This is a genomic window from Paenibacillus sp. ALJ109b, from assembly GCF_010747435.1.
GTDB classification, from domain to species: Bacteria; Bacillota; Bacilli; order Paenibacillales; family Paenibacillaceae; genus Paenibacillus; species Paenibacillus taichungensis.
Genome location: NZ_JAAIFP010000004.1, coordinates 318,820 through 334,629, shown reverse-complemented (window position 1 = coordinate 334,629; position 15,810 = coordinate 318,820). Strand labels below are relative to the sequence as shown.

Here is a 15,810-nt window from a genome sequence, read left to right as displayed (position 1 = left end):
GTGGTTACAATTAATATAACCCAAACACGAATATTTGTAACTATCTTTTTCGTTTTAGAAAGTTACAATTTAGCGGAGGTACGTATGGATAGACTATGGACTGATTTTGTGAACAGTGATTACCACGACTGGCGTGGCGGAAATCGCTCAGAGGACAGGCTTGGCAAAGCCGAATGGCAGCAGTCATTCCTCAAACAATGGCAACTGAACGCATCTGTACCTGCCTCTTCTGAAGAAGAGGCAGCTTTGAGAAACTTCAGAAATGAATTGCAGGCTATTGCAACTCGTTTATCTGACGGAAATGCATTATCGAACAAAGACCAGGAATGGTTTAACGGCATAATGGAGGAAGGTCAAGTCATAAGAAGACTGAACGCTGGAGATGAGGGACTGAATCTTTCACTTATTCCTGTAGGAACTCAATGGCAGCAGGTCATGGCAGAGGTCGCAGCCGATTTTGCCATCACTGTAGTTGAAGGGGATGGGGGAAGAATTCGTATCTGTGACAATACGGATTGCCGTTGGATTTTCTATGACGATACACGTAGTAGAACCCAGAAATATTGTGATGACAAGATGTGTGGTAATCTGATGAAGGTTAGAAGGTTTCGGGCAAAACAGAAGAAGGATTAGGAGCAAGAGTAGGGTGTACAGAAAGAAAGTGTGATTTTCTATACTTTGCAACAGACAGGAAATATTCAATAAGATTTGTATAAAACCAAAATTGAATCTTACCATCCACTTCTATATAATGGTTATATACTTAAAATATTTCAGCTAGTCATTTCATCAGAGATTAACATCCAGGATTCAAGCGTATATCCAACAAAAAACAATGATTGGAGATGTGTCTTGTGGGGACAAGTTATCTACTGAAAAATGGTTGTGTATTGTCTATGGATTCGTCGGTGGGTCAGTATAAACGGGCGGACGTTCTCATTGAGGATTCTCTTATAACTGCTATCCAGCCCGATCTGAGTTGTATTGAAGCGGAAGTGATAGATGCATCGGAGATGATCATTCTCCCTGGACTTGTAGATACGCACCGGCATGTATGGGAGTCACTTGTAAAAACAGCGGGAACCAACTGGTCACTGCCGGTCTATCTGCAGAATCTCTACTATGGAGCGATGGGGAGTAAACTTCGGCCACAAGACAGCTATATAGCCAATTTGCTGGGTTCTTTGGAAGCGCTTAATGCAGGAGTGACCACGGTGCTTGACTGGAGTATGCCGTATTCCCCGGAGCATACGGATGAACTGATTCGCGGACTTCAGGATGCGGGTATTCGGTCGGTTTTCGCTTATGGTGTACCAGGTGAGACGCCATACTGGAACAGAGAGAGCCAGCTGACATATTCGAATGATGTGAGAAGGGTTAAGGACCAGTATTTTTCCTCACGGGATCAGCTGCTTACGTTCGGCCTTGCTATTCGAGGTCCGGAGTTTAGCCATTGGGATATCACGGTGAAGGAAGTTCAGCTTGCCCAAGAGCTGGATGCGATATGTTCAATGCATGTTGGCTTTGGAAGCTGGGGGTCTGTAGATCGTTCGATAAGTAAAATGTATGAGGCTGGTTTACTAAGCCCAGGTCTGAACGTCGTACACGGAAATACGATGGATACGGATGAGTATAAAATGTTGGCCGATAGCGGCGCCTCACTGTCCGTCACACCGGAAGTAGAGATGATGATGGGGCACGGGTATCCGGCAACGGGGTACTTCCTTGAAAATGGCGGAACCCCAACGCTCGGAGTCGATGTTGTAACATCAACAGGTGGGGATATGTTCTCCCAGATGAAATTTGCACTTCAAGCTGAACGTTCCCGTGAAAATGAACAACTTTTGCTGCAGGGTGAAATGCCTGGTGAGCTTAATCTGCAATCCAGTCAAGTGCTAAGATTTGCAACTTCTGCTGGGGCGAAGGCTCTGGGGCTTGAGCGGAAGGTTGGCACACTTACGCCAGGTAAAGAAGCCGATCTGATTATGATCCGAACCACCGACCTTAACTTGTTCCCGGTGCATGATCCGGTTGGAGCCGTCGTTCAATTTGCCAATCCATCCAATGTGGATACTGTGTTTGTAGCAGGTCGTCCGGTGAAGCGCGAAGGTAAGCTGCTGCATGTCGATCTGAATGAGGTCCGGCGGAAGGCTTTGGACAGCAAGGAATATCTGCTATCTCAATATCGGATGTCGGATGCAGAGCGAATTGTATTTTCATAAGTTAGACAATCCATGTGAGTGAAAGGTGATTCTCTTCTGGAATGAAAAGAGAGGGTTCTCATCTGGCTTATAGATTTAATAGCGTTACAAGAGAGGGGCCGCATACGGGTATGCGGCTCTTTAGCGTATCTGTTTATCGTACAAGATAACAGGGGGAGCAAGGAATAAACCGCAAAAAGAGGCGAAAAGGCACTGTATTTGCATAGTTGCATGTAACAACGAATTTATGATGTTTTGTTAAAGAAAAAAGCTGTTAAAAAACTGCGCATAATATAAATTATACGCAGTTTTGTTTTAAAACGATTTTTATATTCACCCCTGCCCAACAGATCATGATAATTTTCGTCTGAAATGAACAAAATATAGCATCATCCCAAAATAAATTTAACAAAGCAACGCGACAAAGTGTAGAAATCGATAGATTTTTGTAGTTGGTCAGTAAGATAGAACAAAGGACTTTTTCATAGAACAGATGAAACAAACAAAACATTTGAAGTATAGGGTCACATTCATCATTTTCAATACGAGAGGAAACTGTGTATGAATCAAAACCAGAATCGATCTTCCCTGTTTAGAAAAAAGCCGATTGCCACCGGAGATAACGAAAGCAACATGTTGAAAAGGGTGCTTGGCCCATTTGATCTAATGACTCTCGGGGTAGGTGCGATTATCGGTACGGGTATCTTTGTACTCACAGGCGTTGCTGCTGCAAAATATGCAGGTCCCGGTTTGGTACTGTCTTTTCTGCTGGCAGGTATTATCTGCGCCTTCGCTGCATTGTGTTACTCGGAGTTTGCATCCAGTGTGCCTGCTTCAGGAAGTGCGTATACATATAGCTATACCGCTTTTGGCGAAGTCATTGCCTGGATTCTCGGATGGGATCTTATTCTGGAGTATGGATTTGCGAGTGCGGCTGTTGCTAGCGGTTGGTCTGGATATTTTCAAACGTTATTGTCCGGATTCGGGTTGCAATTACCCCATGCGCTTACCAGTGCATTTAGTCCTGAAAAGGGAACCTATTTTGATATCACCGCAGCGGCGATCACGTTAATCATTACATTCCTGCTCACCCGAGGGGTGAAAGAGGCTGCTCGTGCCAACGGAATTATGGTAGCGATTAAAATTATCGTAGTTCTGATCTTCATCGGTGTGGGTGTGTTCTATGTGGAGCCGGATAATTGGCAACCATTCCTTCCATTTGGCATCGCTGGGGTAACCGCAGGTGCGGCAACAGTATTTTTTGCTTACATTGGTTTCGATGCAGTCTCTACGGCTGCGGAAGAAGTGAAACGTCCTCAACGGGACTTACCAATCGGTATTATTGCATCCCTTGCGATTTGCACCGTACTTTACATCGTTGTATCGTTGATCCTGACAGGAATAGTACCTTTTCATATGCTGAATGTGAGTGATCCGGTTGCCTTTGCCTTTGAATTTGTACAGTTAAAAGGATTGTCCTGGATTGTTTCGCTTGGAGCGATTACGGGGATTACCACTGTATTACTTGTTATGATGTATGGTCAGACACGTTTGCTTTATTCCATGTCACGGGACGGGCTGTTGTCTCCAATGTTCTCCAAAGTCAGTGGCAAAAGCCAAACACCAGCTACGGGAACTTGGGTTGCTGGGATCATCGTCGCTTTATTCTCGGGATTCATCTCACTTGGCCATCTGGCAGAGTTGACCAACATCGGAACACTGTTCGCTTTCGCGGTAGTGAGTCTGGGGATTATCGTATTGCGGAAAAACAACCCGGAACTGAAAAGGGGATTCCGCGTGCCTTTGGTTCCACTGATTCCTATTCTAAGTGCTGTTGGCTGTATGTATCTCATGACACGTCTTGCGGCTCTGACTTGGATTACGTTCTTCGGTTGGTTGATTATTGGTTTAATCATCTACTTTGCCTACGGTCGTCATCACAGTCATTTGAATCCGGCACGGCGTATATCGGACTCGTTCAAAACAACAAATGGGAAATAGCTGTCATAGCTGATTCCTACATTGTAGAGATATCGTGAAAGATTAGTAAATTAATTTGTCACACTGAAACTATACGTTAATAGAGTCAACTCCACTGTCTCATACCGCATCGCCAAAACGGCGGGGTATGGGGCTTTTTTTTGTGAGAGCAGTTCGTATGTTATGAAAAAAATGCTGATATTTAAGGTTATATTTGGGTATCTAATAAGTGATATATCTATCCATTTGAGCGGAACCGGGGTTGCGGTCAGGGCAAATATGACATATATTTGGGGGTGTGACATGCCATCAGACATAGGAGAGGGGATGTATCATGAACACACCATTACATACCAATCAACATCACCAAAATTCGAATTTCGGTTTTGCATTAGCTGACTCAGCCGTACTTGCCGAGGCGAAGCTAATCCTTTCACATCCAGAAGACATAAACGAATTTCAATTGGACATTGATCCGCAGCGCCTTTTGAAGGATGGACGCAAAGTATCGGTTGTTGCGCGGCATATGGATACACCGCCGGATCGGCAAGATACAATTATCATATATGGGGAGGAGCTGGGATTTGCACAATATGCAGTTACCCTGCGACCAGACAGTACATGCTCACTCACTCCCATTGAAGGAATAGATCATCCGATCGTATTGGATTTGGGAGACTTTGCAGAAGGGGAGTACGAGCTGCGAATTTCACTGCACGTGAAAACACCCCGCATCGCAGAAGGACCACTGGAGCCCGAGCAGCATGCCATGGTGAAATATGCTCAGGTGGTAACTGTATCGATATGTCTGTTTCCAGCCAAAGTTGTGCAGATGAACTCAGTACCCGAGAGGGTATGGACACGGGATAATCATGTGTTTGACTCCTACGGCAGTGGTGGCTTTATTCTCGCAGATCTGCCTCGTATGGCGAAACGTGTAGAAGATCTGATCGGTTCTGGAAACCATAATCTGATTGAACAATTCAGTGAGGGTGACCTTTCGGACACCTTGCTTGAGGAAGGTGTCATGGCGATTGCCTGGGGAGTAACACCATGGTGTTATTCGATATATTCGGCTCCGGATGAACATTCGAGAACTATACTTTTGGTAGACAAGCTGGGTGATGAACCTCAGAATACGGGAATATACCGTGTGCATCCTGAAATTAAACAATTAAGTATCGTGCCGGTAAACGAATTGGCATACTGGCCATCCTGTGCAGAGAAAGCATGGCCTGTAATTGATGTTGCGGGTGAAGGTGAGACGCTGCGTATGGACTTGTATGTTCAGGTCTGTGAATCAGTGAATGGACTGCACGAAAATCCACTGCCTTCATTTGTACTCACCCGCATTAAGGGACAACCCGAAGCGATCATCCCACTAATCGATATCGTAATTGTAGATTAATAAATAGAAGTGTGGTGACCAACACAGATGATGACCGAAGAGATTCAGGAGCAATACGTCGATGAGCTTGAAGCTTTTCATATATGGATGAAAGATGCGGGCTACACGGGACATACGGTAAAATCATACACAGGTGACGTTGCTGAATTTCTCGTCTCTATTCATGGAAAGTCACTGGAGCAGGTCAAAAAACTGCATGTGTTATCCTTCTTGTCCCGAGCTCGGGAAAGAGGGGTCAGTGACTCGACGCGGAATCGGAAACACGCAGCGGTGAACTGTTTTTATAAGTCATTGATTGAGCTTGAACTGGTGACCAATAACCCCGCTTTCGGAATCAAGAAATCCAAAACCGAGCAAAATCGGGCCCCTGTCTTCCTTGATGAAAGCGGATTGGAACGATTTTTGCAATCGGTTGAGGGTAAGTACCGTACACGAAACCTGGCTATTTTTCTGCTCATGGGATACATGGGATTGCGGGTCGGAGAGGTGCATGCCTTGAACTGCAAAGACTATAATGCGGAACGGCGCACGCTGGATGTATTCGGAAAGGGCCGGAAATGGCGTACTTTGCCTGTACCTGAGACCGTTGCCGAACTGTTATCCCAGGCTCTTCAAGAACGGCTGGATCCATGGCGGGCGAAGGAAGAGGCATTATTCGTCTCGCAAAAAGGGAAACGATTGTCCATTCGCAGTATTCAGCTTATATCCACCGAAACCTTTGAACGCTTTCAGCAGGAATCGGCTTCCAATCAGCGTGTGAATTACTCCAGTCATAAACTGCGTCACTCATTCGCGACCATGATGCTTAGACGTGGAGCAGATCTGCGAACGGTTCAGGAGCTGTTGGGTCACTCCTCCATTCAAACGACCACGGTGTACACCCACGTAACCAGCCGTGAGAAGGAAGAAGCGATGGCCTTGCTGGATGTCAAACTTCCCGCGTTTGTGGCTGATATGTAAAAAAGAAACTTGGTTTATATAATAGAAGCAAGTAATGGTAGAAAAACCTGTCCAAAACGACAGGTTTTTTTGCAATTTGATGTAGAAGAGAAATAATACATTTAATGGAAGATGTCAGAAGAAGTCAGAAATTATAAAATAATCTCGTCATTATTAACGGAAAAATTATTATGTTAACTTAAACAAGAAATCAATACTTGCTTTTCTTGTTCATATGAAATAGGGTGATAAACTAGCCAGAGATTGACCTTCAATTGAAACTTAACGATATACAACAGTGTAAACTATTAACAAGACCAAAGGACCACTCGCATCCTCATAACGAAGATACAGGTGATCCTTTAGTTATACAACCTTAACGATATTGCTTAAGATAAAATAACGTGATTAGTCACACGCCTGGATTTGGATTTACTCCAGTCCGGCAATTTGTTCCTTCAATTTGTTGGCAGAGGCTTGGAAAGCAACTTTCTCCGTCTCATTCAAAGGAAGTGGCAGAATCTCACGAACACCATTGCGATCAACTACACATGGAACACCCAGATATACATCGGATACGCCATTGTAATCTTCCAGCAATGTGGAAACGTTCAGTACGGAGCCTTCATTGCCCAGAATGGCAGCCACAATACGGTCCAAAGCGAGCGCAATTGCATAGGAAGTGGCACCTTTGGCATTAATAATCTCATAAGCTGCATTTTTGGTCCGGTCGAAGATATCTTGTTGTGTTTCTTCATCCAGATCCAGATTCGTTCCAGCAACGTTGGCGAGGCTCCACACCGGTACTTCGGAATCGCCATGCTCCCCGATAATATGAGCGTGAATACTGCGTGGATCAATTCCTTTGTTTTTACCAATAAGGTAACGGAAACGTGCGCTGTCCAGTAACGTACCAGAACCAATCACGCGAGAAGCGGGCCAACCGCTTTGTTTCCAAGAAGTATAGGACAAAATATCTACAGGATTCGTTGCAATCAAAAGGATACCATGGGAATTAACTTCAGTAATACGTTCAATGATCTCTTTGAAAATGCTTGCATTTTTCTTCAGCAAATCAATGCGTGTCTCTCCTGGTTTTTGGGAAGCACCCGCAGTAATAATGATGATGTCTGCGTCTCTGCAGTCGGAGTAATCGCCTGCCCATACTTTAACGCCTCCGGTAAATGGGAGACCGTGGTTCATATCCAGCATTTCGCCGGTAGCCTTATCATGATTCACATCCACAAATACCAACTCGGACGAACGCTGTCTTAACATCAGCGTGTATCCCGTTGTTGTTCCCACCGCACCCATGCCTACAATAACGACACGACTTGGTTTGAGCGCTGCACTGTTTACCATTTTCATATCCTCTCCTTTTTGGGGTATACTTCCATCCATATTAAGGGATAAGCGTTCGAAAAGCGAGCCATGTCTATAAACTTTTTCACACTTCATGTCTTTTTGCGGAAGATTTCGTCGAAAACCTGGTTTATGTTTTATAGAAGAAACAGATGCAGCAAAAAGATCGCTGTCTGCTTCCAGAGAGTGGAGATGAACCTTTTCGACATCGTTTGTGGTAGAATAGGAGCAGTGGATTCAGATGAATCGTAAAAACAACATGAATGGACAGGCATGCGCGCCTGCTTATTGGATGAGAGAGGTGGAAACCACTTGCGTTCGCAATGGATCAAAATCGCGCAGACAGCATTGCTGTCTATCGGTATAGCTGCTCTGCTGGCAGCTTGCACCGATTCGGGAGAGACCCCGGTGGCAGAACCGCCGCAGGAGAAAGAAGATAACGGGAATATGGGTCAGACACTAACCGTAGTTCCCCCCGCAAACAGTACACAAGCTGCGGATACAGCCAAATATCAAATTCAGACCCGTTTAACCGATTTCCAGTTGCTTAACGGTAACGGTGGATTAGCTTGGGGAGTGACGCGGAACGCCTTGCGTTTGTATTATACTCAGGATCAGGGAAGTACCTGGACCAATATCTCACCTTCGGAAAATGTTCAGTTTCCGGCTAATCCGCAATATGGACAAAGCATTTATTTTGTAGATAGTACACATGGATGGATTGTTCGTGAAGGAATGGGCGGAACAGATACGATGGTGCTGCGCACGAACAACGGAGGAGTGAGCTGGAGCCTGTCCTCTTTGTCCAAAACGGATAAGGTGACGGCCATCACATTTGTTTCTCCTGAAAAAGGCTGGATACTGACTACTGTGGATACTTCCATTGGCAAGCAAGACAAGAAACTGTATCTTACCGAAGATGGCGGTATTACCTGGAATCAGATGACCTCCAGTGACGAGGACGGCAAACCAGCATCTGCAGAGATCCCCACACGGGGTTATTCAACTGGGATGACTTTCTCGGACTCGGATCACGGGTTCTTGACCGCTCTAGAGTTCGGTACGCCGAAATTGTACGTTACAGCGGACGGGGGCCAACATTGGAAGGCGGGTCCGTCATTCTTTGACCGTAACAAATTTAACGGGTGTGGTAATTTTAACATCAGCTCGCCACAGTTTTTTGGACGGGAAGCTCAAACAGCTTGGATGTCGATATCCTGTTCTCAAGGGGAAAGCACCAAATTTAACGGTTTTTTCACAACCAATGGCGGAGAGAGCTGGCAGTTATCAACGTTCAGTCTGAATAAACAAACCGGAATCAATCGCGGTCTGACTCCCACATTTCTGAATTCTTTGGAAGGCTGGGTCATGCAGAAAGGCAAGACTTATTACACCAAAGATGCCGGCAAGAATTGGAAAGCACTTCCTACAAGTGAAGTATTGGAAAACATTCTTAAAGAGTACCCTGAGATCGTCAAGCTCCAAATGGTTTCTTCGAAACTAGGCTGGATTTTGGTCGAAAATACGGATGCCAAAAGATCGCTTTTGCTGCAAACCGTAGACGGCGGTGTGCGTTGGAAAGTACTATAATTGTGGTTGAATAGAACGTGTTTAGAAGAGGAACCTTCGGGTTTCTTTTCATTTTAATAACTTTGTGAAATAAATCACAATAAATCCCTTCAAATGATGTTATATTGAATTCAAGAAGAGATGGGAGTGATGAACATGAGAACGAATGAACAAGCTCAATTCACGCAGGCGGACGAGTTAACCAGATATATGCTCCAATTATGCTACACATGTGATGATGCCAACCGTTGCACTACTGAGGAAGAAGTCAAAGCCTGCATGGCGAAGTACGCACAGGCAGATGAGCCGGAGCAGACGGATGGTGGAGAAGTAACACGCGGATATATGGATCTGATGTACGCTTAAAGTGTATAAAACAAAAAAGACGCTGTCAGCATAACGCTGTCAGCGTTTTTTGATTGTGTTTAGTACCCCTAATGAGCAAAACTACCATGTCAGTAGCCTTTTTTTGTTGGAAATAGATTAATAATAGTTGTTTCGTCCATACCTCAAACTAACTACACACGTACATTAAACTATGTTTATAGGGAGGTGTACGTAGTGAGTTATTCAGACGAAAAAAAACGTCATAAGAAAAAAGGTGTAACTGTATTTCCATGTAAAGGGAAAAACAAAGCACGCAGAGTGAAAGTGGTAAAAAAGATAGTTCGGGTAAAATGTCCGCCACCTGAGGTGAACGTGACTACGCCGACAGTTGTTGGTCCAAGAGGCCCCCAAGGTACACAAGGCATTCAAGGGATTCAAGGTAATCAAGGCGTACAAGGACCGCCCGGACCTCAAGGGCCAGCTGGAGGTCCTCCAGGTCCACAAGGGCCACAGGGGCAACCTGGCCCAGCGGGAGCAATAGGTCCTCAAGGCGCAGCAGGTCCAGCAGGGCCGATGGGTGCACAGGGTATTCCGGGGGAAGAGGGTCTTGTGGGTCCACAAGGACCTCAAGGGCAACCAGGTCCAGCCGGAGCAATCGGGCCACAAGGATTCCCCGGACCAGCGGGAGCCACAGGCGCAGCAGGTCCAGCAGGGGTGACAGGCGCAGCAGGTCCAGCAGGGGCGACAGGCGCAGCAGGTCCGGCAGGGGCCACAGGCGCAGCAGGTCCGGCAGGGGCGACAGGCGCAGCAGGTCCGGCAGGGGCAACAGGCGCAGCAGGTCCGGCAGGGGCGACAGGCGCAGCAGGTCCGGCAGGGGCAACAGGCACAGTAGGTCCGGCAGGGGCGACAGGCGCAGCAGGTCCGGCAGGGGCGACAGGCGCAGCGGGAGGAGTTCTTGGATTTGCCGATTTTTTTGCTTTGATGCCCCCTGATAATGCCGCAACGGTTGCTCCAGGAACGGATGTAAGTTTTCCCCAAAATGGTCCAACTAGTGGAACGACAATTACTCGAACGGGACCTAGCTCATTCAATCTAGCAGCGATAGGCACGTACCAAGTGTTGTTCCAAGTTAGCGTTAGTGAAGCAGGTCAACTCATTTTAACCCTCAATGGAGCTGATTTAGCTCCTACGGTAGTTGGGCGGGCAACAGGAACGTCTCAGATCGTAGAAATGGCTTTAGTACAAACGACTGTTATTAACTCAATACTGACCGTGCGAAATCCAGCTGGTAATTCCACTGCGCTGACGATCACACCGCTTGCTGGAGGAACAAGACCAGTTTCGGCACATCTGGTTATCACACAATTGGCATAAAGAGGGTACAAAGGCTATCCTCAACTGGGATATCGGTCAGTCATCTTGGCCGTTGTCCCAGTTGGTGCCAGGGTTTCAAAAAAAGATCGATTATATCCATAATAGTAAAAAGTAACGCTGCTCCAAAGTATAATATAATGTATTAAACGTTGAGAAAATTGCTCATTTTCGTTTGGAGGTAAGCCTTCGGCATTTTGCCGGAGGTTTTTCCCTTGAACATTTTGGATTTGGATCCGAATAGCAAGTTCCTTGTTAACGTGCATACATATTACAGAAGACGGGTCAAGACTCCGGCTGTCCTAGGTTTGATGAACGGAGGGGAGAGACATGGGCATTGAATCATCCTGGATGTTTGATTTTTTTGGAACCGTCTTTCCGGTAGTATTTGTCCTGATTATAGGTATTGTTCTTCTGTCGGTAGGGAAAGAAGTGTGGAGATGGGGGCGTAATAACTCAGAGCCTCTGCTTACTGTACCTTCACGTATTACCAGCAGGAGAATGCAGATGAGTCAGTCGCACTCCGAACCAGGAAGTACAGCCCGTACGCTTTATTACATTACTTTTGAAGTGGAGAGCGGGGATCGGCTCGAATTCAAAGTGAATGGTGATGAGTACGGTTTGTGCGCCGAGGGAGATGAAGGTCGACTCTCTTTCAAGGGAACGCGTTATGTAGGCTTTGAACGCTACAATCGTTTGTATTCAGAGCGTGTACGCGGATAAACCGGCTGGCTTGCGCCATAGTGGCGTAAGCTTTTTTTAATTTCTTTTACGGACAAGCGTTTCTTAATGGGGCTAACGTGTTTTTATATAAGAAGAGACTTTATTCAATTTATGGTCCATATTCGGTGAGTTAATGTAGACTTATGTGATGAATGGACCATCCCAATAGAGGAGGAAATGATGATGTCATTTACAGATCAAGTCGTGGTTGTGACGGGAGCAGCCAAAGGAATCGGTCGAAGTGTAGCTGAGGCCTATGCGGTTGCAGGGGCTAAAGTCGTACTTGCCGACTATGAGGAAGCGGAAGGGGCTGCGGCGGCAGCTTCGATTCGCAATGAAGGCGGAGAAGCCATATTTGTCCAATGTGATGTACGTCAAGAGAAGGATATAACGAACCTCATTCAAACGACAATGGATGAATTCAAGCAGATTGATGTACTTATAAACAATGCGGGTGTCTCCAGATGGAAATCTCCCTATGAGCTAACGCTGGAAGAGTGGGACGATATACTCAATACCAATGTGCGAAGTTGCTTTCTCGCAAGCCGGGAAGCGGCCAAACATATGAAGCACAACGAAAATGGTGGAGCGATAGTGAACATGGCCTCAACACGTGCCTTTATGTCAGAGCCGGAAACAGAGGCCTATGCTGCATCCAAAGGAGCGATTGTAGCGTTGACGCATGCGATGGCTGTCTCTTTGGGTAAAGACAAAATTCGGGTCAATTGTATCAGTCCGGGATGGATTGAGACAGGAAATGTTGAGAAATTGAAGCCAGAGGACCATGAACAACACCCGGCAGGACGTGTAGGCGTTCCTTCGGATATCTCCCGTGCTTGTTTATATTTGTCCGATCCAAGCAATACCTTTGTCACAGGGACCAACCTGATTATTGATGGGGGAATGACGCGAAAAATGATATATGAGGACTAGTACCGGGATTTCTCAGGTTGAATGTAAACTTTTGAAAACATAGCAGAAATAAGCCCAAGTTAAGCACTTGGGCTTATTTGTTTTTGATAACTCGGTTGCTATAATAAATGTGATTTTACCACAGTACAGGAATGGAGGGAGATTATGTTCGGGAACTCATCCCGGAAAGTGTTTTGGCTATTACTGCTGATTGGAGGGATTATAATGACAGGCTTTGAATCTACTGCTGAAGCTGAAGCAGATATACGAGCAGCCTGGGTATGGCAGGCCAAGTCTGTCAGTGATGGAGGAAATGAGCTGCTGGAGAATGCAGCTAAACATAAGATTAACAGACTGTATGTGAATGTGGATATGAATCTGTCACAGGAGGTTTATCATACATTTATATCCAAAGCCACCAAGGCTGGAATCGCAGTTGAAGCTCTTGGCGGAGATCCTTCATGGGCAGTGAGTGGTCGTGAAGGTCCAATGCTCAAACTGGCGTCCTGGGTGAGCAATTATAACCTGGCTGCAAAGCCGGAAGAGCGTTTTGACGCCATTCATCTGGATATCAAACCGTATGTATTGCCACAGTGGAATGAAGATGCCAAGCCGCTCGTCCAGTCCTGGGTTGTCAATATGAAGCTCTTGCTGGAACAGGTGAAACTGGATGGGGCGGTTGAAGTGAATGTCGACTTGCCTTTTTGGCTGGATTCATACACGGTGACAGGTAGCAGAACTACTGACGATGCGGATAACGATTCGTTGTCACACTGGTTTATCGGACAATTTGATCATATTACACTGCTCGCTTACCGTGACAGCGCACAAGGAAACAATGGCATTATACGTTTGGTAGAACAAGAAATGATATGGGCTGACGCCAGAAATGGTTCGATTACTGTTGGCGTAAATACCAAGCCGATGCCTGGGGAAGAGTTCACGACTTTTGCTGGCAAAGGTGCGGCGCAATTGGAGAGTGTCTTAAGTGAAGTGGCATCTGCATTCACAGATCATGCTTCCTATGCAGGTTCGGCTGTGCATGACATCGTGTACTGGGGGCAGCTGGAGCCAGGGGAAGTACCATTACCAGAGAATCCATCCAATCAACCTGAAATCCGAGGAACCTATATCTGGCAGGCTTCTCAGGTTACGAATGACGGTGGAGATCACATTCTGGAGTTCGCCAAAGCGCAAAACATTAATTGGTTATACGTCCGGCTTGATTTGGATCAACCGTATTCCAGCTATCGCAGTTTTGTGAAACGTGCCCAGGCTCAAGGTATTGAGGTTCATGCGATGGGCGGTCATCCAATCTGGGGTAAAAAGGAAAATCGGCCACGGATACAGCGCTTGATCGACTATGTGAAACATTATAATGCCGAATCCGAACCGGATGAACGTTTTAAGGGAATCCATCTGGATATTGAACCATACACCTTACCTGAATGGGAAAATGATCGGGACAAGCTGCTGACCGAATGGGCTGCTAATATTGCTTATTTCCATGAAGAGACGAAAAAGGACAGTGATCTGGAAACGAGTGCCGATCTGGCCGTTTGGCTCGATACGTCCCCATTACCGGGAAGAGACATGTCCGTCAGTGAATACATGATCACAACGCTGGATCACGTATCTCTGATGGCATTCCGTAACATTGCTGAAGGCTCCAATGGAATTGCCGACGTCGTCAGTCAGGAAATGGAAATTGCGGATCGTTTGGGTAAACCACTCCTGATCTCGGTGGAGATGAAAGAGAATTTTGAAGGTAAACATATTTCATTTTATGATAAGGGAGCAGCAGAGATGGAACGCCAGCTGGCACTGCTTCCAGATCTGTTAAGCGAGTATAAAGCCTACAAAGGCAATATCGTCCATGCTTACGATTACTGGATTCAAGCCAAGCCCTGAATAGGCAGGTTATATAGGAAATGTTATGTCTCGGGACTCCACTTAAGGTGAGGTTCCGGGCTTTTTTTATGGTAAAAAAATAAAATCGTGTCACCGAATGGGCATCTGCACAATACGATATACGGTGATGAAGAGGTTCAACAAGGGAGGAAACAGGATATGGCTGTTATTAAAGCCAACTCGGAAGACGTCAAGCTGCTCGCTAGACTGATGAGAGCGGAGGCTGAAGGTGACGGCGAACAAGGCATGCTGCTTGTAGGCAATGTGGGTGTAAACCGGGTGCTCGGCGATTGCTTGGATTTCGGTGATATTCGGGACATTAATCGAATGGTGTTTCAGAATCCGGGTGGCTTCGAGTCTACGCAAAAAGGGTACTTCTACCAACGGGCAAGATCATCGGAAATACGCTTGGCACAGCGTGTCATTAACGGCGAACGCTTCTGGCCAGCCAGCAACTCCCTGTGGTTTTTCCGTCCGGTGGGGGAATGTCCACCAACCTGGTATAACCAGCAAAATACAGGCCGTTTCAAGGCGCATTGTTTCTTCAGTCCGACAGGCGAAGACTGTCCAACCGTATATTAAATTTTGGGAGGAATCATTATGATTAACCAGCCGTATCAACCGACACAAGTTATGGGCCAACAGGCCAATTCGCAAGTCCAAGGAACATCATATAAAATCGGTAACGGTATGCCAATGATGTCCCCAACACCAGGCATGGTTTCACCTAGTTCCACAAGCGTACCTCCGCTCGTATCAAGCGGTGCTCCAATGACACCTACGGGTGGAGTGGTAACCACTACTGCGCCACAGTTTGAACAATCCTACATTGAAAATATTTTACGGCTTAACCTGGGGAAATGTGGAACATTCTACATGACATACGAAGGCAACAAAGAATGGAATGCCCGCATTTTCCAAGGCATTCTGGAAGCTGCTGGTCGTGACCATATCATCATCAGTGACCCGAACAGCGGAAAACGGATCATGCTTCTGATGGTCAATTTCGACTATGCTACATTCGATGAGCCGTTGTTGTATCAATATCCAGGTGTGATCGGGAACTATCCGCAACAACCGAGCAGACGTTAATCTGTAGAGAAAAAA

General features: G+C 46.1%; 14 protein-coding genes. 13 read left to right on the top strand and 1 reads right to left on the bottom strand.

Annotation, left to right across the window (positions count from 1 at the left end; all coding sequences use genetic code 11):
* Positions 1-84 precede the first annotated feature (84 nt).
* The 5 genes from G3352_RS04595 to G3352_RS04575 all read left to right on the top strand — a co-directional run bounded on the left by G3352_RS04595 (position 85) and on the right by G3352_RS04575 (position 6,549).
* Positions 85-633, top strand: a complete 549-nt coding sequence (locus G3352_RS04595; protein ID WP_163754262.1) for a CGNR zinc finger domain-containing protein — start codon at positions 85-87, stop codon at positions 631-633.
* A gap of 221 nt (positions 634-854) precedes the next feature.
* Positions 855-2,222, top strand: a complete 1,368-nt coding sequence (locus G3352_RS04590) for an amidohydrolase family protein (protein ID WP_345940715.1) — start codon at positions 855-857, stop codon at positions 2,220-2,222.
* A 540-nt stretch (positions 2,223-2,762) separates the two neighbouring features.
* A complete protein-coding gene (gene bcaP, locus G3352_RS04585; RefSeq protein ID WP_163754255.1) occupies positions 2,763-4,202 on the top strand; it encodes a branched-chain amino acid transporter BcaP in 1,440 nt (479 codons plus the stop codon).
* Positions 4,203-4,515: 313 nt separating this feature from the next.
* Positions 4,516-5,589 (top strand): hypothetical protein, encoded by a 1,074-nt coding sequence (locus G3352_RS04580; protein ID WP_163754253.1) that lies wholly within the window; start codon positions 4,516-4,518, stop codon positions 5,587-5,589.
* A 27-nt stretch (positions 5,590-5,616) separates the two neighbouring features.
* Positions 5,617-6,549, top strand: a complete 933-nt coding sequence (locus G3352_RS04575; RefSeq protein ID WP_163754251.1) for a tyrosine-type recombinase/integrase — start codon at positions 5,617-5,619, stop codon at positions 6,547-6,549.
* Between the two features lie 411 nt (positions 6,550-6,960).
* Here G3352_RS04575 and G3352_RS04570 read toward each other — a convergent pair whose 3' ends face one another.
* A complete protein-coding gene (locus tag G3352_RS04570) occupies positions 6,961-7,890 on the bottom strand; it encodes an L-lactate dehydrogenase (protein WP_163754770.1) in 930 nt (309 codons plus the stop codon).
* A gap of 312 nt (positions 7,891-8,202) precedes the next feature.
* On the opposite strand from G3352_RS04570, the gene G3352_RS04565 reads away from it, so the two are divergent.
* From G3352_RS04565 to gerQ, 8 genes are all read left to right on the top strand, one after another.
* Positions 8,203-9,480 carry a WD40/YVTN/BNR-like repeat-containing protein gene (locus tag G3352_RS04565; protein WP_163754248.1) on the top strand — a complete coding sequence of 426 codons (1,278 nt, stop codon included), beginning with the start codon at positions 8,203-8,205 and terminating at the stop codon, positions 9,478-9,480.
* A 135-nt stretch (positions 9,481-9,615) separates the two neighbouring features.
* Positions 9,616-9,825, top strand: a complete 210-nt coding sequence (locus tag G3352_RS04560; protein ID WP_024632043.1) for a hypothetical protein — start codon at positions 9,616-9,618, stop codon at positions 9,823-9,825.
* Between the two features lie 195 nt (positions 9,826-10,020).
* Positions 10,021-11,160: a collagen-like protein gene (locus G3352_RS31065; protein WP_163754245.1), complete on the top strand. Its 1,140-nt coding sequence runs from the start codon at positions 10,021-10,023 to the stop codon at positions 11,158-11,160.
* A 327-nt stretch (positions 11,161-11,487) separates the two neighbouring features.
* A complete protein-coding gene (locus G3352_RS04550) occupies positions 11,488-11,880 on the top strand; it encodes a DUF2500 domain-containing protein (protein WP_062319566.1) in 393 nt (130 codons plus the stop codon).
* 183 nt (positions 11,881-12,063) lie between these two features.
* Positions 12,064-12,813, top strand: a complete 750-nt coding sequence (locus G3352_RS04545) for an SDR family NAD(P)-dependent oxidoreductase (protein WP_163754242.1) — start codon at positions 12,064-12,066, stop codon at positions 12,811-12,813.
* Positions 12,814-13,017: 204 nt separating this feature from the next.
* Complete coding sequence (locus G3352_RS04540; protein ID WP_240342929.1) at positions 13,018-14,703, top strand: hypothetical protein; 1,686 nt, start codon at positions 13,018-13,020, stop codon at positions 14,701-14,703.
* Positions 14,704-14,862: 159 nt separating this feature from the next.
* Positions 14,863-15,285, top strand: coding sequence for a cell wall hydrolase (locus G3352_RS04535; protein ID WP_076288615.1), 423 nt, complete (start codon positions 14,863-14,865; stop codon positions 15,283-15,285).
* Positions 15,286-15,303: 18 nt separating this feature from the next.
* Positions 15,304-15,795, top strand: a complete 492-nt coding sequence (gerQ, locus tag G3352_RS04530; RefSeq protein WP_375165293.1) for a spore coat protein GerQ — start codon at positions 15,304-15,306, stop codon at positions 15,793-15,795.
* Positions 15,796-15,810 lie beyond the last annotated feature (15 nt).

What these genes read in the sequence shown, in the direction of transcription:
- G3352_RS04570 (WP_163754770.1), bottom strand. Translation starts at nt 7,890, where the DNA reads ATGGTAAACAGTGCAGCGCTCAAACCAAGTCGTGTCGTTATTGTAGGC.
- G3352_RS04560 (WP_024632043.1), top strand. Translation starts at nt 9,616, where the DNA reads ATGAGAACGAATGAACAAGCTCAATTCACGCAGGCGGACGAGTTAACC.
- G3352_RS04580 (WP_163754253.1), top strand. Translation starts at nt 4,516, where the DNA reads ATGAACACACCATTACATACCAATCAACATCACCAAAATTCGAATTTC.
- G3352_RS04595 (WP_163754262.1), top strand. Translation starts at nt 85, where the DNA reads ATGGATAGACTATGGACTGATTTTGTGAACAGTGATTACCACGACTGG.
- gerQ (WP_375165293.1), top strand. Translation starts at nt 15,304, where the DNA reads ATGATTAACCAGCCGTATCAACCGACACAAGTTATGGGCCAACAGGCC.
- G3352_RS04535 (WP_076288615.1), top strand. Translation starts at nt 14,863, where the DNA reads ATGGCTGTTATTAAAGCCAACTCGGAAGACGTCAAGCTGCTCGCTAGA.
- G3352_RS04550 (WP_062319566.1), top strand. Translation starts at nt 11,488, where the DNA reads ATGGGCATTGAATCATCCTGGATGTTTGATTTTTTTGGAACCGTCTTT.
- G3352_RS04545 (WP_163754242.1), top strand. Translation starts at nt 12,064, where the DNA reads ATGTCATTTACAGATCAAGTCGTGGTTGTGACGGGAGCAGCCAAAGGA.
- G3352_RS04575 (WP_163754251.1), top strand. Translation starts at nt 5,617, where the DNA reads ATGATGACCGAAGAGATTCAGGAGCAATACGTCGATGAGCTTGAAGCT.
- G3352_RS04540 (WP_240342929.1), top strand. Translation starts at nt 13,018, where the DNA reads ATGACAGGCTTTGAATCTACTGCTGAAGCTGAAGCAGATATACGAGCA.
- bcaP (WP_163754255.1), top strand. Translation starts at nt 2,763, where the DNA reads ATGAATCAAAACCAGAATCGATCTTCCCTGTTTAGAAAAAAGCCGATT.